Here is an 18,638-nt window from a genome sequence, read left to right as displayed (position 1 = left end):
TGGAGACGGGGGATGGAGCCGGCGGAAGGGACGGAAGAGCCGAGCGGTGAAGGACCCGCTCGCGCGCCGCGCGGGTGGGCCGGAGCACTACTTGATGCCGGTCGCGGCGAGGCCCTGCACGAACCAGCGCTGCAGCAGCACGAAGACCAGCACGATCGGCGTGATCACCATCACCGAGCCGGCCAGCAGGAGGCCGTACTGGGCGGCCTGCGGACCCGTCGAGTACAGCGACAGCGCGACGGGCAGGGTGTACTTGTCCTGGCTCTGGGCCACCACGAGCGGCCAGAGGAAGTTGTTCCAGGAACTCAGGAACGTCAGAATGCCGAGCGTGGCCAAGGGCGGTCCGCACAGCGGGAGCACGATCCTGGCGAAGATCCGCAGCTCGCCGGCGCCGTCGATGCGCGCGGCCTCGATCAGCGAGTCCGGCACCGACCTGATGAACTGCCTCATCAGGAAGACGCCGAGGGGGGAAGCCAGGTACGGCAGGATGAGCCCCGGATAGGTGTTGATCATGTGGAGCTTGCCGACGAGGACGAACAGCGGCACGAACGTCACCGTGCCCGGCACCATCAGCATGGTCATCACCAGCAGGAACAACGTCCGCTTGCCCGGGAATTCGAGTTTCGCGAGGACGTAGCCGACCATCGAGCAGAAGACCAGGTTCCCGGCGACCGTCACGAGGGCGACCAGGAGGCTGTTCTCGAAGTAGCTGCCGATGTGCAGGCCGCTGAACCAGAACCGGTAGTTGCCCAGCGTGGGCGAACGGGGCAGCCAGCCGTCGGGGTCGCGCAGGATCTCGCCCTGCGACTTGAACGATCCCAGCACCATCCACGCGAACGGCATCAGCGTCAGGCACACGGCGACGACGAGGAGGACGTAGGTCAGCCACTGGCCGCGGGAGACCGTGGAGCGGCGCCCGGGCTCACGGTCGGGACGCGGGTTCTTTCCGGGGCGCCGTACGGGCGGACGGGAGAGTGTCGTGGTCATCGGCTCAGTCCTTCGCGCGCAGTGAGCGGAACTGGACGAGGCTCAGCAGCGCCACGGCGACGAACAGGACGTAGCTCGCGGCGGACGCCTGGCCGTAGTTGCCGAAGCCGAACTCCTTGAACGTGTAGTACGTCGCGGAGACCGTGGAGTCGAGCGGACCCCCCTGGGTCATCACGAAGGGCTCCTCGAAGAACTGGAGGTAGCCCACCGAGAGCATGACCGCTCCGAGCAGCAGGGCCGGGCGCAGCAGAGGCAGGGTCACTGCGGTGAAACGGCGCAGGGGGCCGGCGCCGTCGATGGCGGCGGCTTCGTGGAGTTCGTGCGGCACGTTCTGCAGACCCGCCAGGAAGATGATCATCAAGGTGCCCATGTTGCGCCAGGCGGCCATCGCGATCAGCGACGGCATGGCCCAGGTGGTGCTGTGCAGCCAGTCGGGTCCGCGGACGCCCAGGTACCCGAGCAACGTGTTGACCAGGCCGTCCGGTTGCAGCACGTAGCGCCAGACCACCGCGACGGCCACGATGCTGGTCACCACGGGCGTGTAGAAGCCGAGCCGGAAGACGGTGCGGAATCGGGTGATGCCGTTGTTGAGGGCGACGGCCAGGACCAGCGCCACGACCATCGTCAAGGGGATCCCGACCACGACGAAGTAGCCGGTGTTGAGCAGCGCCCGGCGGAAACCGGGGTCCTCGAAGAGCCGGACGTACTGGTGGAGGCCGACGAAGTCCACCTGGGTGGGCGTCTGCACGTCGCTGCTGCGGAAGTCGGTGAACGACATCAGGAACGACGAGATCAGCGGCAGCAGCATGAAGACGCCGAACACCGCGACGAACGGCAGCGCGAACATCCAGGCGACGACCGCCTGACGGCGTGCGGCCGGGCTGGTCCGGCGCCGGGCCGGGCCGGGGTGCGGCTCCCCTGCCCGGGGAGCGTGGAAGGGCAGCTGGGCCATGCGGTCAGCTCCCGGACCCGATTGCGGCGGCCTCCGACTGAAGGGTCCGCATGGCCTTCGCGGGCGCGAGTCCGGCGGTGGTGACACGCTCCATCTGGGCGTCTCCCGCCGCCTGCACCTGTGCCCACTGAGGAGTGTCGGGCGGAGAGTTCACGTCCTTGAGCTGCCGGCCGAACACCGCCAGTTTGGTGTCGTGAGCCAGTGCCGGGGCCTTCCAGGCACTCTGCACCGAAGGCAGGTCGCCGGTCATCCGGTACCACTCGGCCTGGGTGTCGGGTCGGGACAGGAACTGCAGGACCTTCCACGCGGCGGTGGGGTTCTTGGACTTCTTGAAGACGGCGAGGTCGCCGCCCCCGACGAAGGACGTGTGGGAGACCCGGCCCGGCACGACGGCGGTGGCGTACCTGTCCCCGAAGCCGGCGCCCCCGGCCTGGTTCAGCTGGCCCACTTCGTAGGAACCGCCGATGAACATCGGGACCTCGCCCTTGACGAACGTCGACTCGACGGCTCCGGTGTCCGTGCTGGGAGTCCGGTCCGCCACACCCTCGGTGAAGTAGCTGCGGTAGTAGGAGACGGCCTCTCGCATCTGCGGGGTGTCGAGGGTCCAGCGGCCGTCGTCGGCCGTGGTCAGGCGTGCCCCGTTGGACCAGGCGAAGGGGAGGAAGGCCTGGAAGTCCTTCGGGGGGAGGCCGATGCCGTACTTCGCCCCGGCCTTGCTCTGCAGCGCCTTGGCGAGCCTCTTCAGGTCGTCCCAGTTCTGCGGGGCGGAGGTGAAGCCCGCCTTGCGGGCGAGGTCGGTCCGGTAGTAGAGCACCGGGGTGTCGACGTACCAGGGGATGCCCAGCGCCGCGCCCTCCACCTCGGTCGAGGCGAGGGATCCGGAGTAGAAGCCGGTGGCCCCGAAGTTGGCGGGGACGGCGGCGAAGGCGTCCGCCCTGCCGAACTCACCCATCCATGTGGTGCCGATCTGGCCGATGTCCGGGGTGGCTCCCGCCGCAATGGCCGACTGGTACTTGTCGTGGGCACTGCCCCAGGGGGTCGCCGTCACCTTCACCGTGACGTCCGGGTTCTTCGCCTCGAACTTCTTCAGCAGGGCGGGCAGTTGGTCGGCCTCGGCGCCCTGGGCCCATATCGTGACGGTTCCCTTGGCCGCCCCCGCCTCCAGGGTGCTGACGGCCTGGGGAGATCCCTTCTGAGCGCTGCGGCCGCAGCCGGTCAGTGCCAGCCCTCCACAGACAGCGATCGCCAGCATCACTCGGCTCCGTGGCATCGCGCGCCTCCTTCTTGCTTTTCCTCATGGGTCCCGTGTGTGTTCCGCACCCGGCTTTCGCAGGTGGTCGCGGCGCTCGGCGGACGGTGCCCCGACCGGCCGTTCCGTTCCGTGCGACACGTCGGAACGGGTGCGGATTTAAGCGCTTAGATTTCCAGGCGCGTGCCGATGCTAAGCGCATAGATTTCGGACTGGCAAGAGCCCGGCCGAAAGGGATCGCCACGTCGGGGAGATGGGCCAGCCGCGGCGCCGGGAACCCGCCCCCCGAGCCGGGGACGGACGAGCCGGCGACGCGATCCGGATCCCGCACGGGCAGGACGAGCACCGCCGGGCCCGCAACGAAACGCGCACGCGGGAAGACCCGCACCGAGGAACGCCACCGCGCGAGCCGCGAACGGACCGAACCCCTGGCCGGGAGTCCGGACACCCCTTGCCCCGCGGCACACAGGACCCCCGGTCCCCGGCACAGGCCGGTACCCGCCGGCCCGGAACGGCAGGGTCCGCGGTCCCGCAGCGGACTGGACCGGCGGCCCGAGACCGACGCCGCCGGCAGCACGGGAAGGCGAACAGGCTCCGCCCGCCGGGGCGGACCGGCCCTGCCCCTCAGTGCGCCCAGCGGGAGGACCGCGGCGGGCAGCCGCAGCTTTCGCGGAGTACCAGTCGCACCGGCAGCTCCCGCACTTCCGGGGCGCGCCCGGGCTCCTCGATCGAGGCGGCGAGGATCTCGACCACGGCCTTGCCCATCTCCACCATCGGCTGCTGCACGGTCGTCAGCGCGGGCCGCACGATCCGCCCCGCGGCGATGCCGTCGAATCCGGTCACGGCGACCGTCCCGGGCACGTCGACGCCGCGGTCGTTCAGAATCTCCATGATGTCGAGGGCCACGTCGTCGGTGGCACACACGAAAGCCTCGGGAAGTTCCAGATCGACGGGCAGTTCCACCGCCGCACGCCCCCGCGCGTCGGTCCGCGTGCCGGGCACGAGCGGTTTGCGCGGAACCCGCAACCGCGCGGCGCGCAGCGCGTCCCGGAAGCCGTCGAAGCGGGCCCGTGCCTCGGCGGGGTTGAGCCCACCGACGAACATCAGGTCCCGGCAGCCGTGGTCGCGCACCAGATGCTCGGTGATCGCGCGCACGCCGCCGCGATTGTCCACGGTGACATGGCTGAGCCGGTCGTCCGCCGGTGGTTCCGACACGGAGACGACCGGGATGCGCCCCGCGATGTGCTCCAGCGCCGCAGGCGGCAGGGTCTGGGGAAAGACGGCCAGGCCGTCCACCCGGCCGGCGACGTCGGTCACGAAGGACACCGGATTGGCGTGACTCGGTCCGCCGATCATCACCGCGTACCCGCGTTCCCAGCTGGCGATCTCCATGCCGCGGCGAACCTCGTCGGCGTAGAGCGGGAAGTCCCGGCACATCTCGTCCGGCGCCTCTCGTACCACCGGGACCGGCTCCCCGGGGCGGGGCGCACCGAGGGGCGGCGCCGCCGGCCGGGCTTCGATCAGGTAGTCGTAGGAGAACAGGCCCAGCGCCCGGGTGCGGCCGTCGGCGAGCCCTCGCGCGCTGGCCGACGGTACGTACTGCAGTTCACGGGCGGCCACGTGGACCAGGTCGCGCGTGGACTCCTTGACCTTGTCCGGGCGCCGGAACGTCATCGAGACGGTGGCGATCGACACGCCTGCTCGTTCCGCCACGTCGTAGACCGTAGCCGGCTTGGTCACCGAGCCCCCTCGTCACTGGCCGGACCGCGATTTATGCGCTTTGATTTCGCACTCCAACCTTACACACCGTCTCCCGCGACCCGGGCGGATCACCTGCGGGGACCTCGCCCAAGGGGGAACGGCCCGTGCGCGCGCGGCGCCGCGGCCGGCGGGCCGCAGCCCCCTCTTCCTCCGTCACGAGTCTTGGCAGCAGCCTCCGTCACGAGTCTTGGCAGCGGCGAATCTAAGCGCTTAAAGTCATCCGCGATCCGGCCGACCTAAGCGCTTAGATACATGGTCCGGTCGGCCGTTCCAGCCTTCCTGCCCACCCATGAGGAGGTGGCTCGTGAGAACCCTTGGATCCGGATTCCTCGCCGCACTGCTCACCCTGCTGGTCGGGGCCGGCCCGGCCCTCGGCACCGCGCAGGCCGCATCGGACACGCACGGAGTGCCGCACGCAGCGGTGGCCCGCTCGGCGGACGACGGCGGGGTGTCGCTGACTCCCTACGACCCCTCGCACTACACGGACCTGTACGCCGATCCCGACGGACCCGTCACCGGCTCGACCTACATCTTCGACCCCGCCGCCGACTTCCGGGACCGCGTCGCCAGGGACTTCACGCATATGCGCGACGACCAGGGCATCAACACCATCGGCTTCTACAACCTCGTGCAGATGACGGACGCCGACCGTGACATCCTCTTCGACCAGCTCGAGACGGACCGTCAGAAGGCCGTGGTCCGCATCGAGTGGTACGACTCCGCGACCTTCGACTTCGACGCCGGCGACCCGGCGCACACCGACGCCGAGAGCGTCCTGCACTACTACGGCAGCGACGACCCGGCGCACGGCTACACCTCCCTGTTCGACTACCTGATCCGCGCCCACCGGCTCGGCGACATCGCCTATTTCGCGCTCAACATGCCCGTCGACGACGGGACCGTGGCGGGGCATTTCGTCACCTCTCAGTACTCCGACGGACGCGGGAACCCCGCCTGGGCCGCGAGCCAGGCGCCGTACGCCGACTACCTGATCTCCCGTCTGCGAGGCATCCTCGGCGCCGGAGCCGAGCTGTACCTGAGCGTCTTCTACGGCTGGGACCAGAGCTACCCGACGCCGTCCTACGCCGGCATCGCGCACCCCGCCGACGGCTACTTCTTCAACAACTACAGCTATCCCGCCGCCGAGCCGCCGGACGAGAACGCCACCACCTCGCGGCGGATCAACCAGCCGCGCCTGCAGCGTGCGATGGACCTGATGATGAGCCAGTACCCGACGCAGCCCAAAGTCATCGAGTACGGGTTTCACACGGTCGACTACAACAACGGTGTGATCCCCGCGCAGACGGCCGGGCTCGTCACCTCCCTCGCCGCCAAGCGGCTGGCACTGCCCGAGACGACCGCCTACTACCGCGACGGTTCCTCGGCAGGACGGCAGTTCAACGTCCGCGGCACGCTCTACTTCGCCCAGAATCTCTACAAGGAGGAAGGAGACCCCGCCGCCTGGATGGACTGGACGCTGGACTATCCGGCGACCGGCACCGTCCAGGCGGAGAACGTGCGCGCCGTGCGCTACTACCGTGACGGCACGAGCCTTGCCGCTCCCGAGGTCGGCGACTCCTCCGCCTCCGGTGGAAAGGCGGTGCTCCTCGCCGGCCCCGGCCGGGCCCTGGCCTTCTACGACCTGGGCGACGCGTCGGTCGTCCAGATGCGCTACCGCTCCGACCGTGCGGCCACGGTGCGTATGTCTGCCTCGGGCGCCGCGGCCCGGACACTCCGCCTGCCCGCCTCGCACACCTGGCGGGTCGTGTCAGTCCCCCTCGACGTACCGTTCCAGGGCTCGGTCCGGCTCACCCAGGTCCGCGGGCGCGACACGGTCGTCGACTGGCTGCGGCCGCTGGCCGACTACGAGGCGGTCACGGCCGCCGGTCACGGCACCACGCCCACTGCCGACGGTTCGGCCCTCGTGCTCCCCGCCGGCCGGGCTTCCTCCGCCACTTTCCGGCAGGTGCACGGCGGCAGCCGGGTGACCCTGCACTACGCCACGACCGAGGCCACGGACGTGGTGCTGGCCGTAGGCGGCACGGCCCATCCGGTGCACCTGCCCGCGACCGCCGGTCCGGGAGTGTTCGCGGACCGTGTTCTCACCGTTGATGTGCCGAGCGGCGCACGGGTGGTCGTCGAGCGCGCCGCCCGCGGGCCGGGCGCCGCTGGTCTCACCCTCGGGCACCTCGCGGTCGACGGCCAGTACGAGGCGGAGGCCCAGAGCGGCCTGTACAACGGCGCCCACGCCGTGGCCGACCCACGCGCCTCCGCGGGCGGGGTGGCCACCTCCTTCGACGTGGTGGGAGCCTCCGTCGTGGTTCCCAAGACGATCGGCGGGGACGCCGTGACCTTCCGGTACCGCAGTACGCGGAACGCGCGCATGACACTCATCCTCGGCGGGAGGACCACGTCGATCGCCTTCCCCGACTCCCGGGGTTCGCTGGCCACGGTTTCGTCCCGGGTCGACGTGCCCCCGCAGGGGACGCTCATTCTGCAGCGTAACGGCGACGACAGCGCGCTCGGACTCGACCTGGACTGGGTGAAGGTGTCCGGCTGAGACATGTCGCGGAAGTGAACGCGCCGGCGCACGTCCCTCCGCCGGCTCCGACCGAGCGGCCCGCGAACCGATGACCGGTTCGAAGCACGGCTCCGCCCGACCGACGGCGCGGCGACGGTTCCCCAACGGGTCGGCCCCGTAAGGAGACTGTCGAGCGGGCCGTGCGGCGGCCGTCGGACTCCGGCGTCCGCTCGGTGAGCCTGTCACAGGGGATACGCCCCGCGGAGGTCGCCGAGGGGACGCTCCCGTGGACGCCCGCGCAGGAGAAGGGGGGAGAAGGGGGGAGAAGGGCGCTGCCGGACGGGGGTCTGCCACGGACCGGTCGGGCGAGGCGCCGGGGAAACGCTCGGGCGGTGGCGTGGTGCGGTGTGCGCGACGCCGCCGCCGAGGGCGTCCCGGCGGCGGGCCGCCGCGAACCCGGCGTCGCTCTCGGTCGCCGCGTCGCGCCCGACCACGCGTGGCGCCCGCACCGCTCCGAAGCCGCGCTCCGCCTCGCGACGACCGGCCTGACGGATCACGACCCTACCGGCCGGTCCCGGCCGGGACCGGCGTGACAGCTGCCGTGGCCCACCCTCGGTCGGCGAAGTGAGCGCCCGGTACGGAAACCAGTCCGCCGCACGGTGCGACCGGGCGGGGACTCTCAGTCCTCATCCCGGGCATGGGAGGCCGTCTGGGAGAAGCCGCCGTGCCAGGCCGCCTTCGCGCCCGAGTCGCCGATGCGGTACACGTCCACCACGGCACCCGCCGCCACGGCCACCGAGAGAACCACCGCCGCCACGCGTATCGGCACAGCGGACCGGATGGCCGCGCCCGCGGCGTCCGCCCGGGGCCCGGTGGCGCGGGAACCCCACCAGACCAGCGACGCCAGGAGGAACAAGCCGGCGGCCCACGGAAGGAGACCGTCTCCGAGTTCGGCGTGCCGTTCCACCAAGGCGTTGTCCGTGACATGCCGTTCCAGCCATTCACCGGCGCTCGTCGTGAGCGGCACGCTGACCAGCGAGACGAGAGCAAGGAGTGGCAGTGCTACGCCCATGCGTCGGGCGGCTCGCCGGGAGATCGCCGCGGCCACGAGCGCCACCGCGGTCAGCGGGACGAGCACCACGACGAGATGCACGAGGAGGACGTGCGCCGGCAGGCCGTTGATCAGTGTCATGAAGAGGGTCCTCGGATGAGATGTTCACAAGCGGGTACGAACGCGCGTCAGCGTTGCACAGGAACCTCTCAGTCACCTCTGAGGCGAGCGGGTCCCCCTGATCCCGCCGGAGAGCCGCTCTGCCTCCTGCAAGCCGTGGGATCGGCGGCACACGGGTCCGCGCGCGAGGAGAGTTCCGGGCAGCGGCGCCCGGCACCCCTGACCGGCGACAGCGGGGGCGCCGGCCGGAGCCTCTGCGACCGGACCGGGTGCGCACCGCGGTTTCGGGGCCACGCACCGCCGAGGGCAGGAGGGCAGCCGGGTTCGCACGGCGTCCGGGCCGCCGGGCCTACGCGCCGTGCGCCGATGTGGCTCACGTGGCAGGTTGGAATCAGCGGCATTGCGAGGAAAGGGCGGCGATCATGGAAGCTCACCTCGGCGACCAGCTCGTCATCGAGAGCACGGCGACCGGCGCCGTCCGGCGAGACGGCGAGATCGTCGGACTCCACCACCCGGACGGCACGCCTCCTTACGAGGTGCGCTGGTCGGACACGGACGAAGTGACGCTCGTGTTCCCCGGACCCGACGCGCACATCCGCCACCTCGAAGGACACCCTCCCTCGGACGTGCGGCAGACACGGCCGGAGTCCACGCCCCCGGCCACCGCGCCCGACGCAAGGGCCGACCCCGGCGACATCGGCCGGCGCGTGGCCGACGAACGCCGCAGGCAGGGACTCAGCCGGGTGGAGGCGGCCCGCCGCGCCCGGATGGCGCCCGACTATCTCGCCTATCTCGAGGAGCACCCCGCGGACCCGGGTCTCGGCACGCTCATCAGGCTCGCCGACGCGCTCGGCACCACGGTGACCTCACTCCTGGGCGGCGGCGCCGAACTGCCGCCTGGTCAGGGACATGCGCTGCCGCACCCTCGATTCCGGAAACTCGGTACGGAGGAGTGCCGGGCCCTGCTCTCCACACACGGGGTGGGACGGCTGGCGGTGTCGGGATCCGACGGCCGCCCGGTGGTCGTCCCGGTCAACTACGAGGTCGTCGACGATGCGATCGCCTTCCGGACCACGCCGCACTCCGTCGCCGCCAGGGCGGCGGAGACCGAGGTCGCGTTCGAGGTCGACCGCCTGGACGAGGCGTTCAGCCGGGGCTGGAGCGTCCTGGCCGTCGGCCCCGCGAACGTCGTGACGAACCCCGACGCCGTCCGACGGATCGCCGAACGTGCCCACACGACACCCTGGGCGGGCGGCGAACGCGAGATGTGGGTGTCGATCCGGCCCACGAACCTGACGGGCCGTCGGATCACCACCGACGGTCAATGACCCGACCCGGGGCGATACCGCCCGGGCCCACCCGCCCCGGCGTCCAGGTCCGGCGGAGCGGCCGCAGCGGGGATCGGGGCGGGGTGTCACGGTGGCGGGGGGGACGGTGCGACGGTGGTTCACACGGGTCCGTCCGAAGTCCCGAAGACCCTCTCGAACCGGACGGCGACGGCGGTGACGGCGACGCAAGCGGCGGGATCATCGGGGCGCTGCTGGGCTCGGTGCCGGCGGCGACGGCTCGTGCCGCATGCCCGGTGGCCGCGGTCCGCGAGCGTGCGGCACGGCACGGCGCGGCACCGAGGAACACGCCTGCGGACCGGGGCCGAGGTCGAGAACCCGGACGGCGGCAGCGGTGCCGTACGACTCGCCCGGCCCGCGGCCCAGGCGCGCGGTCGCAGACCGACCGCCGTACGGGTGCGGCCCACCCCGGCGCGGAGCCGTGGACCGCGTGCCGGGCGCCGGCGGCGCCTGGGTGCGGCAGGGGCGCGGATGCTCTCCTCCACCACGCCTGGTGCCAGGCCGCCGTCGTCCCCCAGCGGTCCGAAGCCCGCGATACGGCCCGGGAGAACCGAACCACCCGAAGGGGAATGCCTCCGGGGGAAGGAGAGGGTGCCCGATGCCGGAGTGGACATGGGAGTGGACGGGCTACGACCCCGCAGGCGAGAAGCTGCGTGAATCCCTCTGCACGCTGGGGAACGGCTACTTCGCCACGCGGGGCGCGCTGCCCGAGTGCCGGGCCGGTCTGGTCCACTACCCGGGCACCTACGTGGCCGGGTGCTACAACCGGCTGGAGTCGACCGTAGCGGGGCGGCGGGTGACGAACGAGGACCTGGTCAACCTGCCGAACTGGCTGCTGCTGCGGTTCCGCAGGCGGCGCACCGGGGGAACCTGGGGCCCCTGGTTCTCCCCGCACCCGCGCACGATCATGAACCACAGACACACGCTGGACCTGCGGCGCGCGACGCTCACCCGGACCTTCCGGCACAGCGATGTCGGGACCGGCGTGCTCGGTGTGGAGCAGATCCGCCTGGTGCACATGGCGGATCCTCACCTGGCCGCGCTGCGAACGGTCTTCACGGCACGGGACTGGTCGGGTGAGGTGGAGATCGAAAGCTGCCTCGACAGCGAGGTGGTCAACGGCAACGTGCACCGTTACAGAGCCCTGAACCGCCATCACCTGACCGGTGTCCGTACGGGCGTGCGGGAGCCGGACAGCATCTGGCTGAGCTGCCGGACCAAGGCGTCGGGTGTCGTGGTCGCGCTCGCCGCCCGGACCACGGTCGTCGCCGGCCGGTCCCTGCCGCCACCGGAGTTCCGTCCGGTCCGGCACCGCGCGGTCCATCGCCTGGTGGTCCCGATCGCTCCCGGCCGGCCCGTCACCGTGGACAAGACCGTCGCACTGCACACCTCACGGGACACCGCGATCAGCGATCCGCTGGACGCGGCCCTCGACCGGGTCTCCGCGGCGGCGGACTTCCCGGCCCTGCTGGAGTCCCACACCGCGGCCTGGGAGCGGTTGTGGCGGCGCGCGGACGTCCAGGTGCCCGGCGAGGCGGGACGGATCCTGCGTCTCCACCTCTTCCACGTCCTGCAGACGCTTTCACCGCACACCGCGGATCTCGACGTGGGGGTGCCCGCACGGGGGCTGCACGGAGAGGCGTACCGAGGTCATGTCTTCTGGGACGAGCTCTTCGTGCTGCCCTATCTCGACCTGCACTTCCCCGAGGTCTCCCGGGCACTGCTGGACTACCGGTACCGGCGCCTCCCGCGCGCCTGCAGGGCCGCCGCCGAGGCCGGCCGGACCGGGGCGATGTTCCCGTGGCAGAGCGGCAGCGACGGCCGCGAGGAGGCCCAGGCATGGCATCTCAATCCCGGTTCCGGCCACTGGCTGCCCGATCACTCCCGGCTCCAGCACCACGTGGGCTCCGCGGTCGCCTACAACGTGTGGCAGTACTGCGAGGCCACCGGCGACACCGAGTACCTGTACTCCCGGGGCGCGGAGATGCTGCTGCAGATCGCCCGCTTCTGGGCGGACCTCACCGTCCTCGACCCCGGCACGGGCCGCTACCGGATCCTCGGCGTCGTCGGCCCCGACGAGTACCACGACGGCTACCCCGGTGCTGCGCGGCCGGGGCTGGACGACAACACGTACACCAATGTCACCGCTGCCTGGGTGCTCACCCGCGCCCTCGAACTCCTGGAACGTCTGCCGGCCTGGCGCCGCGACGAGCTGCGCGAGCAGCTCGGTCTCACCGCGGACGAACCTGCCAGGTGGGAGGAGGTCTCCCGCCGGCTGCGAGTGCCCTTCCATCAGGGTGTCATCAGCCAGTTCGAGGGCTACGACACGCTCGCCGAGCTCGACTGGGACAGCTACCGCGCGCGCTACGGCACGATACGGCGGCTGGACCGGATCCTGGAGGCCGAGGGCGACACCGTCAACCGCTACCGGGCCTCCAAGCAGGCCGACGTCCTCATGCTCGGCTACCTGTTCTCGCCCGCCGAACTCCGGACGGTGTTCGGGCGCCTGGGGTACGAACTGGACGACGACATCTGGCGCAGGACCGTCGACTACTACCTGCGGCGCACCAGCCACGGCTCCACCCTCAGCGGCCTCGTCCACGGACTGGTCCTCGCCCGGGCCAGACGGGCGGACGCGTGGCAGTACGTCCGCGAGGCCCTGGAGTCGGACATCGCCGACGTGCAGGGCGGCACCACCGGTGAGGGCATCCACCTCGGTGCCATGGCGGGCACCCTCGACCTGGTCCAGCGTGGCCTGACCGGACTGGAGACCCGGGAGGACGCCCTGTGGCTCGACCCGGTCCCGCTGCCCGCGCTGTCCGAGTACGGATTCACGGTGCGCTATCACGGTCACTGGGGCGTGGGCCTGCGTCGCCGCAGCGGGCACCTGGAGATCAGCGTGCCCGACTCGGAGAGGTCGCCGATCCGCGTGATCCTGGCGGACCGGGCCGTGACCATCGCCCCGGGGGAGACGTGCACGCTGAAGTTGCGCAAGGAGTGACCAGCGCGAGTCCGGCTCCCTGCGCCGCGGCGTACCCGTGACGGTCCCTCAGGCGTGGGCCACGACGGCGACGGGGGCGGCCGGCCCCGGCGGCGGCCTCAGCCGCGGACGCGGCCGGTGCCCGCACGACGAGCGGAGCCGGAGGCCGGACCGCGGGTCTCGGGTCACGTGCTCGGCCGTGGCGGCGATCCTCCGGGCGCCGGGAGGGGGTTGCGCGTGCTCCCCGACGCCCCTCACTCCGGCCGTGCGGCCGGGAGGGTCCGCCGGAGGTCGGCACGCGTCGGGCTGAACTGCTCCATGCGTATGACCGGTTGGGCATGAGCACGACGTTGCGGTTCCGGTCCGGCTCACTCCGGTGGATGCTGGAGCCAGCAGGCGAAAGGCGGCGTATGACCCACGGCGGAGGGGGACATCCTGGATGGCGCCGGCTCGTGCCCGGACTCGACCTGCTGTTCGGCTACCGGCGTGTCTGGCTGAAGGGAGACGTGCTGGCCGGAGCGACCGTGGCCGGGTACCTGGTACCACAGGTCATGGCGTACGCCGCCGTCGCCGGGCTGCCTCCGGTCGCCGGGCTCTGGGCGATCCTGCCCGCCCTGGCCGTGTACAGCGTGTTCGGCTCCTCGCGGCTGCTGTCGGTCGGCCCGGAGTCGACGACCGCCCTGATGACGGCCACGGTGGTGGGCCCGCTCGCGGCCGGTGACGCCGCCCGTTACGCCGTACTGGCGGCCACCCTGGCCACGGCGGTCGGCCTGGCCTGCCTGATCGCACGGGCGGTGCGCCTGGGCTTCCTGGCGGATCTCCTCTCCCGCCCGGTCCTGATCGGCTACCTGGCCGGCGTGGCTCTCATCATGACGGTGGACCAGCTGCCCAAGATCACGGGAGTACGGACGACGGAAGCCGGGTTCTTCCCCCAACTCTGGTTCTTCTTGCGGCACCTGGGCGATGTCCGGCCGCCCACCCTGGCGTTCTCGGTCACGGCGCTCGCCTGTCTGCTCGTTGCGGCGCGGTGCTTCAGGTCGCTCCCTGGACCGCTTCTCGCACTGGTCCTGGGCACCGTGGCCGTGGTCGCGCTCGATCTGGACGACCGTTACGGCATCCAGGTCATCGGTACGGTTCCCTCCGGCCTGCCGGACCTCGCCGCACCGGACCTCGGCGCCCTGCCGCGCCTGGCTCTGCCGGCCATCGGCGTCCTTCTCGTGGCGTTCACCGACTGCGTCCTGACGGCCCGCGCCTTCGCGGGCCGGAGTCCGGACGACGGCACCGGCCTCGATGCCGACCAGGAGTTCCTGGCTCTGGGTGCCGCCAACCTCGGCGCGGGCGCCCTGCACGGTTTCCCGGTCAGCAGCAGCGCGAGCCGTACCGCCCTGGCCGACTCCACCGGCGCACGCAGTCAGGCGTACTCCCTGGTCGCCGGGGCCCTGGTACTGGCTGTGCTGCTCTTCCTGAGCCCGCTGCTGGCCCGCACGCCCGCCGCGCTGCTGGGCGCCCTGGTGGTCTACGCCGCCATCCGGATGATCGATCTGTCCGGCTTCCGCCGCCTGGCCTCCTTCCGCCGCCGCGAACTCCTGCTGGCGCTGGGCTGCCTGGCGGGCGTACTCGTCCTGGACATCCTCTACGGCGTCCTGGTCGCCGTCGGCCTGTCGGTGACGGAACTCCTCACCCGGGTGGCTCGTCCGCACGACGCCGTCGAGGGTCTGGTGCCCGGCATGGCCGGCATGCACGACATCGACGACTACCCCATGGCCCGCACGGTCCCCGGACTGCTCGTGTACCGCTACGACTCCCCTCTGTTCTTCGCCAACGCCGAGGACTTCCGCCGTCGGGCCCTGGCCGCCGTAGCCACACAGACCGAACCCGTCCGCTGGTTCGTCCTCAACGCCGAGGCCAACGTCGAAGTCGACATCACCGCCCTCGACGCCGTTGACGGACTGCGCCGCGAACTGACCGAGCGCGGAGTCGTGTTCGCCCTCGCCCGGGTCAAGCAGGATCTCCTGGACAGCCTGAAGGCCTACGGCCTCGCGGACTCGGTCGGCCCGGATCTCATGTTCCCGACCTTGCCGACCGCGGTCTCGGCCTATCACCAGTGGCTGTCGACGCACCCCGACAACTCGTGAGTGAGCCCACGGCACGGCAGCCGGCCGGCTGCCGTGCCGCGGGAACGGTACGGTCGCCGCGCCGGACGCCGGGTGTCACCCTCCTCCGGGTCGCAAGGCCGACGGTCCCGGCTTCGTCCCCGACCGGCCGGCGGCATGGTGGAGGCCGTCAGGATGATCGAGGCGGCCCATGAGGACAGGACCGCCCCGGGATTCGGTCCTGGTCGTCAACGGTCACGCGAGAGGCCTGCGACCGGGGCACCCTCGCGTCTCCCCCGGCCTCCGCCCCAGGCGCGTCCGGACCCGGGACGCCCGGCGCGGACGCCACGCACCGGCCCGGGGTCAGAGGTCGTGGATCCGGCGCCCACTGATCTCCGACGGCACGAGGCGGATCAACAGGTCTCTGGCGCCGCCCGCCCAGGGCTCGCCGCCAGACTGCGCCGCGAGGTGCCGAACGGTCTCCGGGTCCGTGACGTGTTCCGCGGTGCCGACCACCAGGACGCTCCAGCCGACGCTGCGCTGCTCGTCGATGCGATCGGCCTGGAAGGATGCCTCGCCGCCGGGTTCGACCGCCGCGGCTCCCTGGGCATCCGTGCGGTACACCACCGTCAAGCCGTCGACGACGTAGTTGACCGGGAACACCCTGGGCCCTGGATGGGCCGGCAACGCGACACGTCCGACCCCGTGCGTGTCCAGTCGCTCCCAGCATTCCTTGGCGGTGAGTTTCACGAGCACCGGGTGCGAGGCCGCTCCGCGCCGGCCTGCGGGTGCGTCGCCCGGGCCTTCGCGCAATTCCCGGTAGGTCATCCCGAGGGCGGTGGCGACCCTCAGAAACCCACCAGGGTCGAAATCGGCCCCGGACTCGATCAGGTACCGCAGGTAGTGCGGTGACATCCCGACCTGGCCTGCCAGCTCCTGCTCCGTCAGGCCCAGTTGCTTGAGCCGGGTCTCGATTCGCTGGATGAGATCACGGTCAGCCGGACGATCAGCGTTCCCTTTCAAGATCTCCTCCCCACACGGCGCTCGGGGCGGGTGTCTCTCGCGGCCCTGGACTCAGGCACCGGCCGATGACCCAGGGCTGTTGTCCTCGTCCTCAAGGATATCTTCCATCGAGTCCCCGCACCCGGCCGCTCCGGAGCGGCCGCGGCCGAGGTGCATGGTGCCCCGGTCCTCTCCGTGCGCCTTCGCCGGTCCCGCACCGGTACGAGGGGCTTCTTCCGTCGTCCGGACCGGGGCAACGCTCACGCCGTCCGCGGCACGATCGCCACCGGGCACTCCGCGTGGTGCAGCAGCGTGTGGGCGACCCGGCCGAGCTGCAGACCGACGTGTCCGTCCCGGCGCCTCGCGCCTATGACGACAAGGTCGGCACCGGCGGAGCGGTCCACCAGGATCCGGTGGGCCGGTCCCTCGACCGTCACGCTGCGCACGCTGACCTCTGGATGAGCGGCCACGGCTTCACCGAGCAGTGCGTCGAGCAGCGCTGACGCCTCTCCCTCGTACTGACGGACCCCCTCCGCGAACTCCGTCCGGTCGCCGAGCTCAAGCCGGGGACAGCGCCAGGCCCGGACCGCGTACAGGGCGCACGCGCGAGCCTCGGCCTCGCCGAAGGCGAACCGTACGGCCTCACTCGCTGTGGAGGGATCCCCCACGCCCAGCACGATCCGCTCGTGCCGGCCGGCCAGGCCGGTCCTGTCGCCTCGGACCACGATCACCGGGCACCGTGCCTTGCCCGCGACGGCGAGGCCGACCGACCCGAGCAGCAGCCCGGCCACCTCCCCCCGACCGCGCGACCCGGTGACCAGGGCATGTGCGCTGTCGCCCTCACGCAGGAGGCCGTACACCGCGTCGTCCGGGAGGACATCGGTGGTGACCTTCACATCCGGACAGCGCTGCGCGGCGCGCTCGGCCGCGGAGGCGACGATGTGTTCGGCCAGCACCCGTTCCGACGGGCGTTCCCTGCCGTCCGACGGCACTCCGGCCTCGTAGCGCTCCCAGCGGGAGGCGTACACCAGCCGTAGCGGAATCTCGTTGCGGGCGGCCTCGTCCGCCGCCCAGTCGACCGCGACCAGGCTTCCGTCCGATCCGTCGACGCCTACGACCAGGGGAGACGCCATCGTCGCCACCGCCTTTCGTCGGACTGCCACGTCGAGCAGCAGGGGGCTCCACTGTCACCGTGCCATCTGCCGGCGGCGGGGCGCAGGGGCCACTTGGCCCGTTCGTGTGCCCGGTCAGCCCCTGCCGGCGTGCAGGAGCGCGCCGCACGCTGGGCCCGGGCCCACCGGTAGGGGGCTCTCGGTGAGGCCCGCCTCGGCGCGGGTCATGGTCTTGAAGGAGGCCCGGACATGAAGCCCACGAAGGTCGGCGCCGTCATGGTCGCCGACGTCGTCACGGCTGGGTATGGCACCCCGTTCAAGGAGCTGGTGCGGCTCCTGGAGGAGCACCGCATCAGCGGCCTTCCGGTGGTCGACGAGGACCACAGGGTGGTCGGCGTGGTCTCGGAGACCGACCTCATGCTGCACCAGACCCGCGGTCCCGAGCACGACCGTACGCACGTCATGGGCCGAGGAGCCCGGCGTGCGGCGGCCAAGATCAACGCCACCACGGCTGCCGGAGTCATGTCGACGCCCGCCGTCACCGTCCGCTCCGATGCCACGGTCGTCGAGGCGGCCCGGCTGATGGCCGGTCATCACGTCGGACGCCTGCCCGTGCTCGACGCGGAGGACCGGCTCGTCGGCATCGTCACCCGTGGTGACCTGCTCAGGGGCTTCCTGCGTTCCGACGACGAACTCGTGCGGGAGGTCCGGCGGGAGGTCCTCGGCAACACCCTCTGGCTGGCTCCGCACGCCGTCGAGGTCACGGCCCAGGACGGCGTGGTCACCCTCACCGGACGGCTGGAACGGCGCAGTGAGGTCCCCGTCGCCCTCGGCATGACGCGTCGGCTGGACGGTGTCGTCGATGTCGTCGACCATCTCTCCTACCGGATCGACGACAAGCGCCTGCGGCCGACCGAACAGAAGCTCCACGGGGTGGCCGACGACTGGCTCCGCGGGCTCTGACGGTCCGAACCGGCAGTGGGGCCGGCGCCCTTGCCTCCTGGAGGAAGGGCGCCGGCCCCTTGGTCAGCACTGCACCGACGTTCGGTGCTCGGACGGCGCCGGCCGGTGCGGTTCACGCGGCGCCGGTCCGTGCCGCCGACGGTTGCGCAGCCGCGCGTTCAGCGCGTCGAACACCGTGGTGAACACCGCGCTGAGGATCGCCGTGATCGCCAGCGCCAACACCAGGAAGACGGAGAAGTGCTCCCAGAACTCCGGTGTGAGGCTCGTGCCCACTGTCATCGCCCTCCCTGATCGGGGTCGTTCCCCTCACTCCCAGCCAACTCCGGCGCACCTCATGACGCATGTGCCGGACGGTCCGGACCATGGCCCCTACCGTCCCTGCCGCAGGGGCCCCACGGCCCGGGAACCGTCGGCCCGCGCGCAGGGCAGGACGGACCCCCCGGCGGAGCCGATGCGCGGGCGCCGAGTGTCCGGGGGGAAACGTGAGCGGTGCGGGGCGCT

Annotated in this window: 13 protein-coding genes; 5 read left to right on the top strand and 8 right to left on the bottom strand. The window is 71.6% G+C overall.

What is annotated here, in order from left to right; genetic code table 11:
- Positions 1 to 87: 87 nt before the first annotated feature.
- The 4 genes from ACFXI4_RS19905 to ACFXI4_RS19890 form a co-directional block, all read right to left on the bottom strand.
- On the bottom strand, positions 88 to 987 hold the full coding sequence (locus tag ACFXI4_RS19905; RefSeq protein ID WP_384992489.1) for a carbohydrate ABC transporter permease: 900 nt from the start codon (positions 985 to 987) through the stop codon (positions 88 to 90).
- Between the two features lie 4 nt (positions 988 to 991).
- Complete coding sequence (locus ACFXI4_RS19900; RefSeq protein ID WP_384992487.1) at positions 992 to 1,939, bottom strand: carbohydrate ABC transporter permease; 948 nt, start codon at positions 1,937 to 1,939, stop codon at positions 992 to 994.
- Positions 1,940 to 1,943: 4 nt separating this feature from the next.
- Entirely contained in the window at positions 1,944 to 3,209 is a 1,266-nt protein-coding gene (locus ACFXI4_RS19895) for a sugar ABC transporter substrate-binding protein (RefSeq protein ID WP_384992485.1), read from the bottom strand.
- A 603-nt stretch (positions 3,210 to 3,812) separates the two neighbouring features.
- Positions 3,813 to 4,928 carry a LacI family DNA-binding transcriptional regulator gene (locus ACFXI4_RS19890; RefSeq protein WP_384992483.1) on the bottom strand — a complete coding sequence of 372 codons (1,116 nt, stop codon included), beginning with the start codon at positions 4,926 to 4,928 and terminating at the stop codon, positions 3,813 to 3,815.
- A 325-nt stretch (positions 4,929 to 5,253) separates the two neighbouring features.
- On the opposite strand from ACFXI4_RS19890, the gene ACFXI4_RS19885 reads away from it, so the two are divergent.
- Positions 5,254 to 7,509: a hypothetical protein gene (locus ACFXI4_RS19885; protein WP_384992481.1), complete on the top strand. Its 2,256-nt coding sequence runs from the start codon at positions 5,254 to 5,256 to the stop codon at positions 7,507 to 7,509.
- Between the two features lie 640 nt (positions 7,510 to 8,149).
- Here ACFXI4_RS19885 and ACFXI4_RS19880 read toward each other — a convergent pair.
- Entirely contained in the window at positions 8,150 to 8,662 is a 513-nt protein-coding gene (locus ACFXI4_RS19880; RefSeq protein WP_384992479.1) for a DUF2231 domain-containing protein, read from the bottom strand.
- Positions 8,663 to 9,063: 401 nt separating this feature from the next.
- On the opposite strand from ACFXI4_RS19880, the gene ACFXI4_RS19875 reads away from it, so the two are divergent.
- From ACFXI4_RS19875 to ACFXI4_RS19865, 3 genes are all read left to right on the top strand, one after another.
- On the top strand, positions 9,064 to 9,969 hold the full coding sequence (locus ACFXI4_RS19875) for a pyridoxamine 5'-phosphate oxidase family protein (protein ID WP_384992476.1): 906 nt from the start codon (positions 9,064 to 9,066) through the stop codon (positions 9,967 to 9,969).
- A gap of 616 nt (positions 9,970 to 10,585) precedes the next feature.
- Complete coding sequence (locus ACFXI4_RS19870) at positions 10,586 to 12,988, top strand: glycoside hydrolase family 65 protein (RefSeq protein ID WP_384992473.1); 2,403 nt, start codon at positions 10,586 to 10,588, stop codon at positions 12,986 to 12,988.
- Positions 12,989 to 13,377: 389 nt separating this feature from the next.
- The gene (locus ACFXI4_RS19865; protein WP_384992470.1) at positions 13,378 to 15,102 is read left to right on the top strand and encodes a SulP family inorganic anion transporter; all 1,725 of its coding nucleotides are present in this window, start codon (positions 13,378 to 13,380) and stop codon (positions 15,100 to 15,102) included.
- 321 nt (positions 15,103 to 15,423) lie between these two features.
- Here the strand turns inward: ACFXI4_RS19865 and ACFXI4_RS19860 are convergent, their stop codons facing one another.
- Both ACFXI4_RS19860 and ACFXI4_RS19855 read right to left on the bottom strand, forming a co-directional pair.
- Positions 15,424 to 16,083 (bottom strand): pyridoxamine 5'-phosphate oxidase family protein, encoded by a 660-nt coding sequence (locus ACFXI4_RS19860; protein WP_384992468.1) that lies wholly within the window; start codon positions 16,081 to 16,083, stop codon positions 15,424 to 15,426.
- Between the two features lie 239 nt (positions 16,084 to 16,322).
- Positions 16,323 to 17,195 carry a universal stress protein gene (locus ACFXI4_RS19855; protein WP_384992852.1) on the bottom strand — a complete coding sequence of 291 codons (873 nt, stop codon included), beginning with the start codon at positions 17,193 to 17,195 and terminating at the stop codon, positions 16,323 to 16,325.
- A gap of 228 nt (positions 17,196 to 17,423) precedes the next feature.
- Here ACFXI4_RS19855 and ACFXI4_RS19850 point away from each other — a divergent pair, with 228 nt between their 5' ends.
- Positions 17,424 to 18,137 (top strand): CBS domain-containing protein, encoded by a 714-nt coding sequence (locus tag ACFXI4_RS19850; protein ID WP_384992465.1) that lies wholly within the window; start codon positions 17,424 to 17,426, stop codon positions 18,135 to 18,137.
- Between the two features lie 63 nt (positions 18,138 to 18,200).
- On the opposite strand, the gene ACFXI4_RS19845 is transcribed toward ACFXI4_RS19850, so the two are convergent.
- Positions 18,201 to 18,416 carry a hypothetical protein gene (locus tag ACFXI4_RS19845; RefSeq protein ID WP_384992462.1) on the bottom strand — a complete coding sequence of 72 codons (216 nt, stop codon included), beginning with the start codon at positions 18,414 to 18,416 and terminating at the stop codon, positions 18,201 to 18,203.
- Positions 18,417 to 18,638 lie beyond the last annotated feature (222 nt).

The organism is Streptomyces sp. NPDC059224 (assembly GCF_042754285.1).
In the GTDB taxonomy this organism is placed as follows: Bacteria; Actinomycetota; Actinomycetes; order Streptomycetales; family Streptomycetaceae; genus Streptomyces.
The sequence above is the reverse complement of the archived record's forward strand: the minus strand, read 5'-3'. Positions and strand labels throughout refer to the sequence as shown.

What these genes read in the sequence shown, in the direction of transcription:
- ACFXI4_RS19870 (WP_384992473.1), top strand. Translation starts at nt 10,586, where the DNA reads ATGCCGGAGTGGACATGGGAGTGGACGGGCTACGACCCCGCAGGCGAG.
- ACFXI4_RS19905 (WP_384992489.1), bottom strand. Translation starts at nt 987, where the DNA reads ATGACCACGACACTCTCCCGTCCGCCCGTACGGCGCCCCGGAAAGAAC.
- ACFXI4_RS19875 (WP_384992476.1), top strand. Translation starts at nt 9,064, where the DNA reads ATGGAAGCTCACCTCGGCGACCAGCTCGTCATCGAGAGCACGGCGACC.
- ACFXI4_RS19855 (WP_384992852.1), bottom strand. Translation starts at nt 17,195, where the DNA reads ATGGCGTCTCCCCTGGTCGTAGGCGTCGACGGATCGGACGGAAGCCTG.
- ACFXI4_RS19865 (WP_384992470.1), top strand. Translation starts at nt 13,378, where the DNA reads ATGACCCACGGCGGAGGGGGACATCCTGGATGGCGCCGGCTCGTGCCC.
- ACFXI4_RS19850 (WP_384992465.1), top strand. Translation starts at nt 17,424, where the DNA reads ATGAAGCCCACGAAGGTCGGCGCCGTCATGGTCGCCGACGTCGTCACG.
- ACFXI4_RS19880 (WP_384992479.1), bottom strand. Translation starts at nt 8,662, where the DNA reads ATGACACTGATCAACGGCCTGCCGGCGCACGTCCTCCTCGTGCATCTC.
- ACFXI4_RS19895 (WP_384992485.1), bottom strand. Translation starts at nt 3,209, where the DNA reads ATGCCACGGAGCCGAGTGATGCTGGCGATCGCTGTCTGTGGAGGGCTG.
- ACFXI4_RS19900 (WP_384992487.1), bottom strand. Translation starts at nt 1,939, where the DNA reads ATGGCCCAGCTGCCCTTCCACGCTCCCCGGGCAGGGGAGCCGCACCCC.
- ACFXI4_RS19845 (WP_384992462.1), bottom strand. Translation starts at nt 18,416, where the DNA reads ATGACAGTGGGCACGAGCCTCACACCGGAGTTCTGGGAGCACTTCTCC.